Source organism: Pseudomonas sp. RP-B7 (assembly GCF_059803535.1).
The window spans coordinates 1-15,550 of sequence record NZ_JAPFHC010000048.1; the positions used below are offsets into that span (position 1 = coordinate 1).

Sequence of the window (15,550 nt, forward strand, 5' to 3'; positions counted from 1 at the left end):
CCCCCCCCCCCCCCCCCCCCCCCCAGCGCGGGCAAGCCCGCTCACTACAAGCCGTGCAGTGTCTTGGCTGCCCCCAATAAACCTTTGAACTTGCGATAGCGCGCCTCCAGCAGCGGCTGTTGCCCGACATCCGGCTGGTAACGCGCCTTGACCGGCATCCCCGCCTGCAGCAACTCGGCGCCCTGCCCGATCGCCATGAGCCCCAGCTTCGCCGCCCCCACGCACGCGCTCAACTCACTGCCATGCAACGTGAAGATCTCCCGCTGCAGGATGTTGGCCAACAGCTGCGCCCAGTACTCACTGCGCGCCCCGCCGCCGACCAAGGCACACGCGCCGACGCGGGCCCCCGCCGATTGCACCGCGTGCAACGCATCGAGCAAACCAAAGCCCACCCCCTCCATCACCGCATACCCGAGCAGCGCCGGAGTGCAGTCGTGGCCCAGGTTCATGAATCCACCGCGCAGCAACGGGTCGTTATGCGGCGTGCGTTCTCCAGCCAGGTAAGGCAGAAACAGCGGTGCCGACAGTGGCACCGCCTGTGCGATCGGCAGTTGCGCCTGCACCTGCTCCAGCAACGCCTGCTCATCCCGCGTGCCGGTCAGCCGCGTGACCCAGCGCAGGCAACTGGCACCCGCCAGCATCGCGCCCATGGTGTACCAGCGCCCGGGCAGCGCATGACAGAAACTGTGCACGGCGCTGGCCGGATTGCCGGCGGCGTGATCGGTGATTGCCACAATCGCAGCGCTGGTGCCCAGGGTGATGAACCCGTCACCCGCATTGATCGCGCCGATGCCTACGGCGGCCACCGGGTTGTCGCCCCCGCCACCGGCGATCACCACCCCGGCAGGCAAGCCCAGGCCGGTCGCGGTCAGCACGGCGCTGGCCGCGCCGCCTTCCACCAGCCTCGGCAACTGCTGCAGCACCAGGCCGCTGGCGCCAACCATCGGGCTGAACCATTCACGGTTCGCCACATCCAGCCACAGCGTACCGGCGGCATCCGACATCTCGCTGACGCGCTCGCCACTCAAGCGCAAACGCAGGTAATCCTTGGGCGACAACACACAGTCAATTGCCTGGAACACCTCAGGCTCGTGGCGTTGCAGCCACAGCAGCTTAGGCGCGGTCAACCCGGCCATCGGCAGGCTACCGGTGACGTCTGCAAAGCCCGCGCCCAGCTCTTGAGCCTCAGCGATGGCACGGGAGTCGTCCCACAGGATCGCCGGATACAACACCCGGTCGTCCCGCCCCAACAGCACCGCACCATGCATCTGCCCGGACAAGCCGATACACGCCACCCGGGCAAAGGCCGGGTGCGCCCGCAGTTGCGCCAACGCCTGCACACACGCCTGCCACCAGTCCTGCGGCGCCTGCTCGGACCAGCCACTGTGGCGCCGCGACACACTCAATCGCACGCCGGCGTGGGCCAATACCGTGCCGTCAAGGTCCATCAGGATCGCCTTGAGTTCTGAAGTGCCGAGGTCTATGCCGAGGGAAACAGGACGGCTCATACGCGTGTCATTCCAATCAGATACAGCCACATGAATTGCGCAGTTGCAGGCTCGGCGCCAGGCGCACGCTGTGCGGCGTTGCCTCGGGTGTCGCCATGCGCTGCAGCAGCAGGTGCACCGCACGCGCGCCCAGGTCGTTGACCGGCTGGGCAATCAACGTCAGGCGCGGCACGAAAAAATCGGCCCAGTCAAAATCATCAAACCCCACCAAGGCCATCTGTCCTGGCACCTCTAGCTGCGCGTCACGCAGGGCGTGCATCGCGCCAAGGGTCATCAGGTTGTTCCCGGCCATGATTGCCGTGGGCGGTGCATCCAGCCCGAGCAACTGCACCGTGGCCTGGCGTGCCGGCTCGGTGTTGGAGCCGCCGTTGACCAGCAACTGCGGATCAAACGCCAACCCCGCCGCCTGCAAAGCAGCCTTATAGCCGGCAACCCGCTCGTCCGTGGTGCTGAACCCCGTACGCCCGGCGATAAAACCGATGCGGCGGTGCCCGTGGCCAATCAAATGGGTGATCAGGGCCTGGGTGGCCTGGGTATTCTCCACCCCGACCTGATCGAATTGCGCGCTCATCATGCGGTCCACCAGCACTGCCGGGATCTGGTTGGTGCGCAGGTACTCCAGCGCCTTCGAGTCGTTCGACGGCGCAAGGATCACCCCGTCGACACGCCGGTGATGCAGCGCCGTGACCACTCGTAGCTCCTGCTCCGGGTCGTCGTGGGTGTCGACAAACAGCATCATGTAGCCGTGCTTGGCGCACTCGCTTTCAATGGCGTGCACGGTTTCGCTGAAGTAGTGGTTGGACAGCGCCGAGATCGCCACGCCAATCGTGCTGGTGCTCGACCGCGCCAGCGAGCGCGCCAGGGTGTTGGGAATGTACCCCAACGCCTGGATCGCCTGCTGCACCGCCTGCACCGAGGCCGGGCTGACCTTGCGGGTGCCGTTCAACACGTGGGACACGGTTGACGTCGACACCCCTGCCCGGCTGGCCACGTCATCCATGGTCACCACGTTGCTGTTCCCCTTAATCGATCAATGTTTGCTCGACCAACCGCTGTACGTACCGACGTTGTCGCGGGTGATCAGTTTTGGCGTGAGCAGGGTAACCGCTTCGCCAGGGGCTTTGTCATTCAGAATGTCGTTGCCCACATCCACCGCCGTCTGCGCCATGGCCCATGGGTCCTGGCTGGCCGAGGCCTGAATCTGCGTGTCGGTCTTCAGCGCGTTCTCAATGTCCGGCGCACCGTCCACCGAGGTGATGACGATGCCACTGCGCTTGAGTTGCTTGGCGGCCAGGTCGCTGCCGATGGCTTGCGGGTCGTTGATCGCGAACAAACCGTCGATTTTCGGGAAACGCGTGAGGTAGCCCTGCATCACATTCAGGCCGCCTTCACGCGAGCCTTTGCCGTCCTGGTCGTCGGACAGCACCTTGATCTGCGGCGCACCGGCCAGCGCCGCCTTGCAACCTTTGACGCGGTCGGTCACGGCCGTGACCTGCGGGCCGTTCTGGATGATCACATTGCCCTTGCCGCCCAGCTTGTCCACCAGGTACTGGCAGGCCAGCTTGCCGGCTTCGACATTGTCGGTCTGCACCGTGGCGTTGACCCCTTTGGCATCCACATCCACGGCGACCACGACAATCCCGACGTCACGGGCTTTCTTGATCGCCGAGGCCATGGCCGACGGGTCGACGGCGTTGATCAGGATCAGGTCGACCTTGGACGAAATGAAGTTATCGATCTGCGAAAACTGCTTGCTCAAGTCATAGTCGGCTGACACCGAGGTGACCTTGACGTTGGGGTTCAGCGCCTTGGCCCGCGCCGTGGCGCCATCGGCCAGGGTCACGAAGTACGGGTTGCCGAGCGAGCCCATGCTGATGCCAAGGGCTTTCAACTCACGCGCCTCGACGGCTTGGGACATCAGGGCCGCCAGGGCAATAACGGGAAATACGCGTTTGAAGTTCATACGGGTCTCTCTTGTGATTGTTGTTGTACGAGTGAAATCAGGTACGTGCACCGGATTGGCGATAACGATCCAGCGCCACCGCGCCAATGATCACGATGCCCTTGATGATGTATTGCCAGATGTCCGACACCCCCAGCAGCACCAGCCCGTTGGTGAGCACCGCAATGATCAGGGCCCCGATCAGCGTGCCGCCGATAGTGCCGACGCCGCCGGTAAAACTGGTGCCGCCGAGGATCACTGCGGCAATCGCATCCAGCTCATAGGATTGGCCCAGTTGCAGGCCGTTGGCCGCGAACAGCCGCGAAGCACTCATCACCGCCCCGAGCCCGGCCAATGCGCCGGACATGGCGTAGACGAACAGCAACACCTTCCACACCTTGATCCCCGACAGCCGCGCCGCTTCCGGATTGCCGCCCACCGAATAGATCTGCACGCCCATCACGGTGCGGCGCAGGATGAACCACGACAATCCCACCACCGCCACGGCAATCACCACCAGCCACGGCACGCCGAGGATCGAGTCGTTGCCGATAAAGGCAAACGGCAGGTCCGGGTTGAACACGGTCTTGTCGTCCGCCAGCAAGCGCGCCAAACCGCGCATGGCAGTCAGCGCACCGAGGGTGACGATAAACGGCGGCAGGCGCATGAACGCGATCAAGCCGCCGTTGACCAAGCCCAGCAACAGGCCAAAACCGATGCCCGCCGCGATCCCGAACATGCCGAACTGCGGCGACATCGATGCCTGCAACGCCACTACCGCCGAAGCCGCCAGGATCGCGCCCACCGACAGGTCGATGCCCGCCGTGAGGATCACAAAGGTCATGCCCGCCGCCAGCACCACATTGACCGAGGCCTGCTGGGTGATGATCGACAGGTTCTGCATAGTCAGGAAGTTTTCGCTGGCCAGGGCAAAGCCCACCAGCAACAGCACCAGCACCGGCAACATGCCCACCGTGCGCATCAACTCACGTGCACGTTCTGCCTTGCCTATTGTTGTCGTCATCTGCAATTCAGCCATTGGCCACCACCTGATCGCCACCCGTGGCGAGGTCAATAATGCGTTCCTGGGAAATAACCTGACCGGATGCGCCGCCGACCTCGGCGACCAACTGGCCTTCGCGCATGATCAGCACACGGTCGCAAGTGCCGATGATCTCCGGCAGTTCGCTGGAGATCACCACGATGCCCACGCCGGCCTGCGCCAGTTGATTGATGATGCGGTAGATCTCGGATTTGGAGCCGATGTCCACGCCCCGCGTCGGCTCGTCGAGGATCAGCACATGCGGCTTGACCTCCAGCAACCGCGCCAGCAGCACTTTTTGCTGGTTGCCGCCGGACAACGCGCCGACATTGACCTTGCCCGACGCCACCCGGATCGACAGTGCCTTGATCGCTTCACTGGCACGCTGCGCGCCGTGGCCGCGATCCAGCACGCCACCGGCGTGGGCGTCCGGCACGCAGGCGCAGACGTTGATGTTGTCGGCCACGCTCATGTCGAGGAACAGGCCCTGGGCCTTGCGGTCCTCGGTGAGGTACACCACGCCGGCGCGGATCGCGTCCGCCGGGGTGCGCAGTTGAGTGACATTCTTGCCGACCACTTCAAGGCTGCCGTGGGTGCGTGGGTCGGCACCAAAGATCAGCCGCGCCAGCTCGGTGCGCCCTGCCCCCACCAACCCGGCGATGCCCAGTACTTCACCGGCATGCAGGTCGAAGCTGCAATTGCGCACGCGCTTGCCGTCGGCCATGTCGCGCACGCGCATCACCACGTCTCCGGGGTTATAGGCGGCGTGCTCCTTCTTGTAGAAGCCGGACAGGTCGCGGCCCACCATCATTTTCACCAGCACCTCGGCCGACAGCGCGTCGCGGGTCAGTTCGCCGATGTATTGGCCATCGCGCAGCACCGAGACCCGGTCCGACAACTCATAGATCTCGGCCATGCGGTGGCTGATATAGATGATCGCCAGGCCCTGGCTGCGCAGTTGCTTGATCAACGCAAACAAGCGGTCGGTCTCGCGGGAGGACAGCGGCGTGGTCGGTTCGTCCATCACCAGGATCTTGGCGTGGGCATGCAGGGCGCGGGCGATTTCCACCAGTTGGCGCTCGGCGATCGACAGGCTGCTGACCCGCGTCGCCGCCGTGAACTCGGCGCCCAGGCGTTGCAGCACCTCGCGGCAACCGTCCTGCATGCCCTTGCGGTCGATGGTCCAGCCGCGCCGCAGTTCACGCCCCAGGTAGATGTTCTCGGCCACGCTGAGGTTGGGGCACAGGCTCAGTTCCTGATAGATCACGGCAATGCCGAGGGTTTTGGCGGTGGCAGGATCGAAGCTGGCGACGGGTTGGCCGGCGATGCGGATTTCACCGCCGGGATCGGCCTGGTAGGCGCCGGAGAGGATTTTCATCAAGGTGGATTTGCCGGCGCCGTTCTCCCCCATCAAGGCGTGGATTTCGCCGGGGTAGACCTTCAGGCCGACATTCTTGAGCACACGCAAACCGTTGAAGGTTTTGCTGATGCCCTGCATCTCAAGCAAGGGTTCAAGGCTCATGGCTGAGCTCCTGGTTTTATTATTTTTGTGGTCGAGCGGGGCCGACTCTAAAACAGAAGCTTTTGCTTGCGCAAGCGCTTGCTTAGCTGTTTTTGTGCTTGAAGAAACGTTTCACCAACGACTTTTGTGCGAAAGTCCGGTTAGTGCGCACGCACAGTCCATCGCGCGCAGTGGTAGCCACAGCGCCGCCATTGGCCTTGGGACAGGAGGTTGGGTGCGATCAGCTTGCAGGGTGCGGGGCAGTCATGGCTGTTGGAGCGGTGCGCTAAGGCTCCTGCTCTTCGATGAGCGGCACCTGCGCATCATCCATCAGCGAGCCCGGGTCTTCGTTGCCGGGGTCGTTGAGTTCCTCTTCCGGTTCCTGCTCACGTTCATCCGACATGATCCACACCTCTATGACCCCGGGTTGTCCACCTGGATATAAAACGCATAGGCGCCCAGCAACAGCCAGAACACCATAAACAGCCACGGCGCACGCATTGAGAATAGCAGCGACTTGCGGTAGCCCTTGTGGGACGACTCGGTTTCGCAGAACAGCGGTGAATCGTCGTACGCAAGGCCCATCACCGGTTCACTGCGCAACAGCTCGCTTTGCTTGTAGTGCCAGTGGTCGATGATTTCATACGCCGCGCGAATCCCCGGCCAGGCGTTCAGCGAACTGAGAATGCCGAGCAAGACCAGGAACGCCGGCACCACCAGGGTGAACAGCTTGCCCCACTCGGGGTTGAGGTTGCCCATGCCGGAGACGAAGGCGATGACCAGGAAGGATTGCGCGGTGAGGTAGGCGTCTGTGCGGTTGGCCAGGATCGTGGTTTCGTACTGGATCTCACGGCGGTAGAAGTCCAGGCGATCCTTGGGCGAGCCGAAGATCTTGGCGTTGTGTTCGCTGTGGTCGGTCAGGGCCGTTTCCGGGGAATGCGGCGAGATGATTCTGGGCACGGCGGTGCTCCGTGGGGAGGTCGAGTCCTGTTAGAAGAAGGGGCACCGGATGAAGTTCAAGTTTGTTCGCGCACCAAATCAGCGCAAAGCGCACCCTCCCCCTGTGCGAGCTGTCGCCCTTGTAGTGAGCGGGCTTGCCCCGCGCTGGGGGGCGAAGCCGCCCCAACAAGACCGCCGCGGTATTTCAGGAAGACCGCGGTGCCTGGGTTTGGGGCGGCTGCGCCCCCCAGCGCGGGGCAAGCCCGCTCACTACAGGTTGCGCGGGTTCGCAGTTTAGGGATTTAGAGGTTCCGGCACAGGCATTGCTTTAGTCATTGAACACTGCCCGCACACAGGAGCTTTCGTTACAACCCGACCCAGAGCCGACCCCATAAGAAAGTAAGGACCAGGCCCATTGGCACCTTCAGCCATGGGTTCATAAAAACATGCGTTTTTTTAAACGGCAGTGCCCCCCAAGCCCCACTCGGCACTGACAAGGTACTGGAATGGCTCGATCTTTCTTCGATGAAATGAATGACGCAAACGGCGCCTGCCGCGCGCACTATCAGGAATTCTCCCGCTGGTTGGCCAATACGCCACCGGAACTGCTGGCCCAGCGTCGCCGTGAAGCCGACTTGCTGTTCCACCGCGCCGGCATCACCTTCACCTTGTATGGCGACGAGCAAGACACCGAACGCCTGATCCCCTTCGACATCATCCCGCGCAGCATCCCCGCCAGTGAGTGGCGCGTGATCGAACGTGGCTGCATCCAGCGCGTCACAGCACTGAACATGTTCCTCGCCGACATCTACCACGACCGGCGCATCATCAAGGCCGGGATCATTCCCGCGGACCAGGTGCTGGGCAACGAGGGTTACCAGCAGGCCATGGTCGGCCTCGACCTGCACCGCGACATCTACTCGCACATCTCCGGCGTGGACCTGGTGCGCGATGGCGACGGTACCTACTACGTGCTCGAAGACAACCTGCGTACCCCCAGCGGCGTGAGCTACATGCTCGAAGACCGCAAGATGATGATGCGCCTGTTCCCCGAGGTGTTCGCCAAACAACGCATCGCGCCGGTGGACCACTACCCCAACCTGCTGCTCAAGACCCTCAAAAGCTCAAGCCGCCTGGACAACCCCAACGTCGTGGTACTCACCCCCGGGCGCTTCAACAGCGCGTTTTTCGAGCACGCCTTCCTTGCCCGGGAAATGGGCGTGGAGCTGGTGGAGGGCGCCGACCTGTTCGTGCACGACCTCAAGGTGTTCATGCGCACCACCGACGGCCCCAAAGCCGTGGATGTGATCTACCGCCGCATCGACGACGCGTTCCTCGACCCGCAGGCCTTCAACCCCGAGTCGATGCTCGGCGTGCCCGGCCTGGTCGCCGCCTACTGCGCCGGCAACGTGGTGTTGGCCAACGCCATCGGCACCGGCGTGGCCGATGACAAGTCGATCTACCCCTACGTGCCGGAGATGATCCGCTTCTACCTCGACGAAGAGCCGGTGCTGCAAAACGTGCCGACCTTCCAGTGCCGCAAACCCGACGAGTTGTCCCATGTACTGGCGCACCTGCCGGAACTGGTGGTCAAGGAAACCCAGGGCTCCGGCGGCTACGGCATGCTGGTCGGCCCGGCCTCCAGCGCGGCCGAGATCGAGGACTTCCGTCAACGCATCAAGGCGCGCCCCCACGCCTACATCGCCCAACCCACACTGAGCCTGTCCACTTGCCCGACCTTTGTCGAAAACGGCATCGCGCCCAGGCACATCGATCTGCGCCCGTTCGTGCTGTCGGGCAAGGAAACCCGTCTGGTGCCCGGCGGCCTCACACGTGTGGCACTGCGTGAAGGTTCGTTGATCGTCAACTCGTCGCAAGGCGGCGGAACCAAGGACACCTGGGTGGTGGAGGGCTGAGTATGTTGAGTAGAACCGCCGCAGATCTGTATTGGATGTCCCGTTACCTGGAGCGTGCCGAGAACCTGGCGCGCATGCTGGAAGTCAGTTACTCGTTGTCGTTGATGCCCCAGGCCGGACGCAGCGACGGTCTGGACGAACTGGCCATGTCGTTGCTCAGCAGCGGCACCCTAGACAGCTACCTTGAGCGCCACAAGCAACTGGATGCCGAGCGCATGCTGCACTTCTTCGCCCTCGACGAAGAAAACCCCGCCAGCATCTACAACTGCCTGCGCGCCGCCCGGGGCAACGCCCATGCGGTGCGCGGGCGCATCACCGCCGACATGTGGGAAAACCTCAACGCGACCTGGCTGGAAATGCGCAGTATCGCCGCCGGCGGCCTGGCGCGCCACGGCATCAGCCACTTCTGTGATTGGGTCAAGCAGCGTTCACACCTGTTCCGTGGCGCTACGTCGGGGACGATCATGCGCAACGATGCCTACCGGTTTATCCGCCTGGGCACCTTTGTCGAACGTGCCGACAACACCTTGCGCCTGCTGGATGCGCGCTACGAGATGTTTGGCGAAGAGTCGGAGGAAGTCAGCGACCTGTCCGCACGCGGCTACTACCAGTGGAGCGCCCTGCTCCGGGCGTTGTCGTCGTTCGAGGCGTACACCGAGCTGTACCCGAATGCGCTGAATGCGCGCTCGGTGTCGGAGTTGCTGCTGTTGCGCAGTGACGTGCCGAGGTCGCTGCATGCGTGTATCGAGGAGTTGAGTCATATCCTTGCGGACTTGCCTGGCAGTTATGGGCGTACGGCCCAGCGTCTGGCGGCGGAGTTCGAGGCGCGGCTGCGCTATACCGGGATTGATGAAATTCTTGAGGACGGCCTGCACAGCCGCCTGACGGACTTTATCGACACCGTGCGCGAACTGGCCCGGGCCATACACGCGTCTTACCTGGAAGTGGTCTAAACCACACTGAGGAACAACGATGTGGGAGTGGGCTATTGGGTTTTTACCAGCACCGGCTCAGCGCGGTACTGCTCGGGAAACAGCTTTTTCAACTGCGCCACCTTCGGCAGATCATTGATCACGATGTACGGGTAAGACGGGTTCTCGCTGAGAAAGTCCTGGTGATAGGCCTCCGCCGGGTAGAACGTCTTGCCCCTCTCGATTGTGGTCACGATGGGCTTATCAAACGCCTTCGCCGCATCCAGCTGCGTGATATACGCCTGGGCGACGTTCTGCTGCTCGGCATCCTGCGCAAAGATCGCCGAGCGGTACTGCGTGCCTGTATCCGGGCCCTGGCGGTTGAGTTCGGTGGGGTTGTGGGCCACCGAAAAGTAGATCTGCAGCAGCTTGCCGTAGCTGATCTTGCTCGGGTCAAACGTGACGGAGACCGCCTCGGCATGGCCAGTGTTGCCTGCGCTGACAGACTCGTACTGCGCCGTGCCTGCCGCGCCGCCGTCATACCCGGAGACCGCGTTTTTTACACCCTGCACATGCTGGAAAACCCCTTGCACACCCCAGAAGCAACCACCGGCGAAGACCGCCGTTTGCAGATCAACCGATGCCGGCAGGTCCAGGGCGGGCGGTGGGATGACGACAGCATCGTCAGAAGAACCAAAGGAGAACGCCTGGGCCTGGCTGATAAAGGCAGCCAAGGCCAATGCAGATAGCCATCTGAGAACGTTCATAAAACTCACTCCAGAACACGGTCAACGGTGGGAGCCGGCTTGCTCGCTCCCACATTGATTGGGTTATCAGTTCATCAATCAGTTAGCCGAAGGTGAAGGCGTAGGCCGCTACGTTCGGGTCCAGAAACTCAATGCTGAAGGTGCGGTCCTGCACCGCTCCCGGCTGGCGCACCAGTTGGTACAGACGCTGCTCGGTCACCACGCCACTGCCATCCGGGGCGACATCCGTGCCGTGGGCGTCACCGGGGGCCTTGCCGTCGATCGTGACCTTGAAGCGCACGGGCTTGCCATCTGCGCCGGGGGCCAGCACCAAATGCAAGTCACGGGCGTGGAAGCGGTAGACGATGCGCCCACCCGCCTGGTCCAGAGTGACTTGCTGGCCGCCTACGTTCCATTGGCCGTCCAGGGTCCAATTGTTCAACGCCAGGGGGCCGTACTTGACGAAGTGTTCGGCACGCTGCGCGCCCAGGTAGGTTTCCGGCGACTGCACGGTGTTCAGGTCCGGCGCCTGTTGCACGCCCTTGGCATCCACGTCGATCAAGCCGCCCGCGACGTTTTTCGCCCCGGCTTCGCGCAACAACTGCTGGATCACCCGCTCCGACTCGGCGTAGTCGCCCTCGCCAAAGTGGTGGTAACGGATCTGGCCGTTGGCGTCGGCAAAGTAATGTGCCGGCCAGTACTGGTTGTTGAACGCACGCCAGATCTTGTAGTTGTTGTCGATCGCCACCGGGTAGTTGATCCCCAGGTCCTTCATCGCCTGGGTGACATTGTTCACGTCGCGCTCAAAGGCGAACTCCGGAGCATGTACACCGATCACCACCAGGCCCTGCTCGCGGTACTTGTCGGCCCAGGCTTTGACGTAGGGCAAGGTGCGCAGGCAGTTGATGCAGGAGTAGGTCCAGAAATCCACCAGCACCACTTTGCCCTTGAGCGCCTCGGCGCTCAGTGGCGGGCTGTTGAGCCATTGCACGGCGCCGTCCAGGGAGGGTAGCGCGCCTTCTATCGGCAGCGTGTCGCTGTGGTTGGCCGCCATCATCATCGCCCCGCCCTGGGGTTTCGCGCTCAGGCGATCCACCAGGTGTTGCTCCAGGCCGCCGGTGGAGGCCGTCGACAACCGCGCCAACACGCCGGTATCCAGGCCCAGGGCAATGGCTGCCACCCCGACGAGCATCAACGCGCCAAGGCCGCGGCGCAGCCATTCACCAGCACCGAGGGATTTTTTCATCAAGCCAAACACCTTACCGCCGACCAGCAACGCCAACGCCAGGGACGTGGCGGCACCGGCGGCGTAAGCCAGCAACAACAAGGTAGTACCGATACTGGCGCCTTGCAGGGCGGCGCCGGTCAGCACCAGCCCGAGGATCGGCCCGGCGCACGGCGCCCAAAGCAGCCCGGTGGCCACGCCGATCAGGAACGACGCCCCCGGCCGTGGCCTGGCATCGGCCCCGGCTGCCTCGGATAAACGGCTGCCGGCGGCGACCAGCGGACGCGTCAGGCGCTCCGACAGCCGTGGCAGCAACAGCGTGAGCCCAAACAGCGCCACGCAGAGCAACGCGAGCCAGCGCCCGTATTGATTGACTTGCACCACCCAACCGCCGCCCACCGCCGCCAGCGAGGCCACCAGGGCGAACGTCACCGCCATCCCGGCCAACAGCGGCAAGCCACTGCGCAAAAACGGCTGCCCGGTGCGAGCGAAGACAAAAGGCAGAACCGGCAGGATGCACGGGCTGACGATTGTCAGCGCGCCGCCCAGATATGCGAGAACCAGAAGCCACATTGATTGACCCTTAACAGAATGAACAAGTAGCCCCATCCTGCGCCCCGGCCGGTCGCGCAATCCTCACGCAGAGTTAAACAATTCGTGATAACTACACTGTGGCAAAAGCCGCACAATGCGCCGACTACAAGCCAAGGTTTCGCTTACATGGATCAGCCCAAACGTGTCCTGGTGGTTGAGGACGATGCCCATATCGCCGACTTGATCCTCCTGCACCTGCGCGATGAACAGTTCGAAGTGGTGCACAGTGCCGATGGCAACGAAGGCCTGCGCCTGCTGGAACAAGGCGGCTGGGATGCGTTGATCCTTGACCTGATGCTGCCCGGCGTCGACGGCCTGGAGATCTGCCGCCGTGCCCGCGCCATGACGCGCTACACCCCGATCATCATCACCAGCGCGCGCTCCAGCGAGCTGCACCGCATCCTCGGCCTGGAGCTGGGTGCCGACGATTACCTGGCCAAGCCGTTCTCGCTGCCCGAGCTGGTTGCCCGGGTCAAGGCGCTGCTGCGCCGGGTCGACGCCATGGCGCGTAACCTGAAAATGGATGCCGGCAGCCTCGACCTTGGGCCACTGTTCATCAACCCGCTGAGTCGCGAGGCCACTTTGCACGGCCAGCCCCTGGAGCTCACGCCGCGGGAATTTGACCTGCTGTATTTCTTTGCCCGCCAGCCGGGCAAGGTGTTCTCGCGCATGGACCTGCTCAACGCCGTGTGGGGCTACAACCATGAAGGCTACGAGCACACCGTGAACACCCATATCAACCGCCTGCGCGCCAAGGTCGAGGCCGACCCGGCCAACCCGGCGCGCATCCTCACGGTGTGGGGCCGTGGCTACAAGTTCGCCGAGAACGGCCCATGAAACTGACCCTGACCCAGCGCCTGTCGGTAGTGTTTGCCGTGTTGCTGCTGATCTGCAGCAGCACCTCGGCGTGGTTGCAGGTGCGCTCCAACCGCATGCACGAGCTGGAAGTGGTGCAAGGCGTGTCCCGCGACCTGGCGGCGCATATTGCCCGTGACACGCAGTTGATGGATGCCGACGGCCTCAAGCCCGATGCGGTGCGCAACCTGTTCGGCCAACTGATGCTGGTGAACCCGAGTGTCGAGGTGTATTTGCTCGACATCGAGGGTCGCGTGGTCGGCAATGCGGCGCCGAGCGGCCACCTGCTGCGCGACCGGGTCGACCTCGCGCCAATCCGCCGTTTCCTTAGCGGCGCCATGTTGCCGATCCTCGGCGACGACCCGCGCAGCGTCGACGGGCGCAAGGTGTTCAGCGCCGCGCCGCTCAAGGCCAACGGCACGCAAACCGGCTTTCTGTATGTGGTGCTGCTCGGCGAGGCCCACGATGTGTTCGATGCCAAGGACGCCACCGGCATGGCGCTGAAGATTGCGCTGTGGTGCATCGGCCTGGTCGCGCTGCTGTGTCTGTTGGCGGGCCTGCTGGCGTTTGCCTGGATCACCCGGCCATTGCGCCAGCTCACCGACAAGGTTGGCCGATTCGACATCAATGGTGCCCCCAAACCAGCGGAAAACATCGCGCCCACCTCTGACAGCGGCGATGAAATCGCCGTGCTCGACCACGCCTTCGTGCAGATGGAAAACCGCCTCGGCGAACAGTGGCGCGCCCTCACCCGCCAGGAACAGAAACGCCGGGAGATGGTTGCGAACATCTCCCACGACCTGCGCACGCCCCTGGCCTCGTTGCACGGTTACCTGGAAACCCTGTCCCTCAAGGACGCGACCTTGAGCGCCGAGGAGCGCCGGCGCTACCTCGGGATTGCTCTGGACCAGAGCCGCAAAGTCGGCGGCCTGGCCCAATCGCTGCTGGAACTGGTGCGCCTGGAACATGGTTTTGTCCAGCCGGTGCTCGAAGGCTTTTCGCTGCCGGACCTGGTGCAGGACATCTTCCAGAAGTTCGAATTGAGCGCCGAAGCGCGCGGTATCAGCCTCAGCGCCAGCCTGCCGGCGCAGGTACCGGCAGTAATGGCCGACCTCGGGTTGATCGAGCGCGTACTGACCAACCTGCTGGACAACGCCTTGCGGCACACCCCGGTCAATGGCGACGTCGAAGTGCTGTTGGCTGTCGAGGCCGACAGCGTCAGCGTGACCGTCAGCGACAGCGGCCCGGGCATCGATGCCGAGCTGCATGAAGGCTTGTTCCTGCGTGCCTTCACCATTGGCGGCGCACGGCGCGATGGCGGCCTGGGCTTGCGCATCGTGCACCGCATCCTGCAATTGCACGGGCGCAGCATTCGCCTGGTGGAGCGGCCCGGCCGCGGGGCGACGTTTACTTTTTCCCTAGAAAGGCGAGCATCAGTTCGTTGACCTGCTGGCCCTGCTCGTTCTGGATCCAGTGGCCGCAGTTGGGCAGCACGTGCTGCTCAAGGTCCGGCACACAATCGGGCATGCGCTTGAGGGTGTGCGCTTCAAACACGCCGACCGGGTCGCGGTCGCCGATCAGGAACAGTGTGGGCTGGAGCACCTGGCGGCCGGCGAGGCATTCGGTGCGCTGCCAGTTGCGCGTGAAGTTGCGATACCAGTTCAGCGGGCCGCGAAAGCCGTGTTCGGTGAAGGTTTGCACGTACACGTCAAGATCCTCGCGGGAACACCATGACGGCAAGGCGCCAGGCATACCGACGCCTTCAAGCAAGCGCGCAGTGGCCGGTTTGTGTTGCAGGAACACGTCCTGGTCCTGCATGAACAGGCGCAGCGTGCGTTCGATGTCGGCGTTCAGTTCCTGCTCGGCCACGCCGGGTTCCTGGAAGTACAGGATGTAATTGAAACGCTCGGCATACAGCTCAGCCATGATGTCAATTACCGGCCGGCGCGCTCGCCCGGCGAACGGCACCGACAGCGTGATCAGCCGCGTGACGCGTTCGGGCTCCAGCAACGCCAGGTGCCAGGCCACCACCGCGCCCCAGTCGTGACCGACCATCACCACCTCGGTGTGGCCGAAATGATCCATGGCCTGCTGGATGTCGGCGCACAGGGTCAGCAGGTCGTAGTCGGCCACCTCGGCGGGCGCGCCGGATTGGCCGTAGCCGCGCATCTCAGGCGCAAACACCCGATAACCCGCCGCCGCCAGCGCCGGGATCTGCGCGCGCCAGGAATGCCAGCATTCCGGGAAACCGTGCAGCAGCCAGATCGGCGGGCCGTGTTCGGGACCGCTGATGTGCACGCTTAACTCAATAGCGTTGACGCAGAGGATTTGCTGGCGCATGGGCAAGGCCTGGCTGAAGGTTTGGCCTAGC

At 63.5% G+C, this 15,550-nt stretch carries 13 protein-coding genes; 4 read left to right on the forward strand and 9 right to left on the reverse strand.

The genetic code is table 11. The annotated features are described in order from the left end of the window. Nucleotides 1-44: 44 nt before the first annotated feature. From xylB to OPU96_RS27525, 6 genes are all read right to left on the reverse strand, one after another. Nucleotides 45-1,508 carry a xylulokinase gene (gene xylB / locus OPU96_RS27500; RefSeq protein WP_498560095.1) on the reverse strand — a complete coding sequence of 488 codons (1,464 nt, stop codon included), beginning with the start codon at nucleotides 1,506-1,508 and terminating at the stop codon, nucleotides 45-47. Between the two features lie 16 nt (nucleotides 1,509-1,524). After that, nucleotides 1,525-2,517, reverse strand: coding sequence for a LacI family DNA-binding transcriptional regulator (locus tag OPU96_RS27505; protein ID WP_305392711.1), 993 nt, complete (start codon nucleotides 2,515-2,517; stop codon nucleotides 1,525-1,527). 21 nt (nucleotides 2,518-2,538) lie between these two features. Next, nucleotides 2,539-3,471 carry an ABC transporter substrate-binding protein gene (locus OPU96_RS27510; RefSeq protein WP_498560096.1) on the reverse strand — a complete coding sequence of 311 codons (933 nt, stop codon included), beginning with the start codon at nucleotides 3,469-3,471 and terminating at the stop codon, nucleotides 2,539-2,541. A 37-nt stretch (nucleotides 3,472-3,508) separates the two neighbouring features. Next, nucleotides 3,509-4,489 carry an ABC transporter permease subunit gene (locus tag OPU96_RS27515; RefSeq protein ID WP_463972728.1) on the reverse strand — a complete coding sequence of 327 codons (981 nt, stop codon included), beginning with the start codon at nucleotides 4,487-4,489 and terminating at the stop codon, nucleotides 3,509-3,511. After that, nucleotides 4,482-6,014, reverse strand: coding sequence for a sugar ABC transporter ATP-binding protein (locus tag OPU96_RS27520; protein WP_226457596.1), 1,533 nt, complete (start codon nucleotides 6,012-6,014; stop codon nucleotides 4,482-4,484). Before OPU96_RS27520 ends, OPU96_RS27515 begins: the two co-directional genes overlap by 8 nt. Before the next feature lie 393 nt (nucleotides 6,015-6,407). Then, complete coding sequence (locus OPU96_RS27525; protein WP_192300115.1) at nucleotides 6,408-6,953, reverse strand: hypothetical protein; 546 nt, start codon at nucleotides 6,951-6,953, stop codon at nucleotides 6,408-6,410. Nucleotides 6,954-7,438: 485 nt separating this feature from the next. Between OPU96_RS27525 and OPU96_RS27530 the strand changes: the two genes are divergently transcribed. Next, nucleotides 7,439-8,848, forward strand: coding sequence for a circularly permuted type 2 ATP-grasp protein (locus OPU96_RS27530; protein ID WP_192300116.1), 1,410 nt, complete (start codon nucleotides 7,439-7,441; stop codon nucleotides 8,846-8,848). Nucleotides 8,849-8,850: 2 nt separating this feature from the next. Beyond that, nucleotides 8,851-9,801, forward strand: a complete 951-nt coding sequence (locus OPU96_RS27535) for an alpha-E domain-containing protein (RefSeq protein ID WP_226457597.1) — start codon at nucleotides 8,851-8,853, stop codon at nucleotides 9,799-9,801. 32 nt (nucleotides 9,802-9,833) lie between these two features. On the opposite strand, the gene msrA is transcribed toward OPU96_RS27535, so the two are convergent. Together msrA and OPU96_RS27545 are read right to left on the reverse strand one after the other, a co-directional pair. Then, nucleotides 9,834-10,526 carry a peptide-methionine (S)-S-oxide reductase MsrA gene (msrA, locus tag OPU96_RS27540; RefSeq protein ID WP_498560097.1) on the reverse strand — a complete coding sequence of 231 codons (693 nt, stop codon included), beginning with the start codon at nucleotides 10,524-10,526 and terminating at the stop codon, nucleotides 9,834-9,836. Nucleotides 10,527-10,608: 82 nt separating this feature from the next. Further along, nucleotides 10,609-12,303, reverse strand: coding sequence for a cytochrome c biogenesis protein DipZ (locus tag OPU96_RS27545; RefSeq protein WP_498560098.1), 1,695 nt, complete (start codon nucleotides 12,301-12,303; stop codon nucleotides 10,609-10,611). Between the two features lie 147 nt (nucleotides 12,304-12,450). Between OPU96_RS27545 and OPU96_RS27550 the strand changes: the two genes are divergently transcribed. Next, nucleotides 12,451-13,161, forward strand: coding sequence for a response regulator transcription factor (locus OPU96_RS27550; protein ID WP_192300120.1), 711 nt, complete (start codon nucleotides 12,451-12,453; stop codon nucleotides 13,159-13,161). After that, the gene (locus OPU96_RS27555) at nucleotides 13,158-14,624 is read left to right on the forward strand and encodes a sensor histidine kinase (protein WP_498560099.1); all 1,467 of its coding nucleotides are present in this window, start codon (nucleotides 13,158-13,160) and stop codon (nucleotides 14,622-14,624) included. The genes OPU96_RS27550 and OPU96_RS27555 overlap by 4 nt, the downstream gene beginning before the upstream one ends. Here OPU96_RS27555 and OPU96_RS27560 read toward each other — a convergent pair. Then, the gene (locus OPU96_RS27560) at nucleotides 14,587-15,519 is read right to left on the reverse strand and encodes an alpha/beta fold hydrolase (protein ID WP_498560100.1); all 933 of its coding nucleotides are present in this window, start codon (nucleotides 15,517-15,519) and stop codon (nucleotides 14,587-14,589) included. The two genes, OPU96_RS27555 and OPU96_RS27560, sit on opposite strands and share 38 nt — an antisense overlap. Nucleotides 15,520-15,550 lie beyond the last annotated feature (31 nt).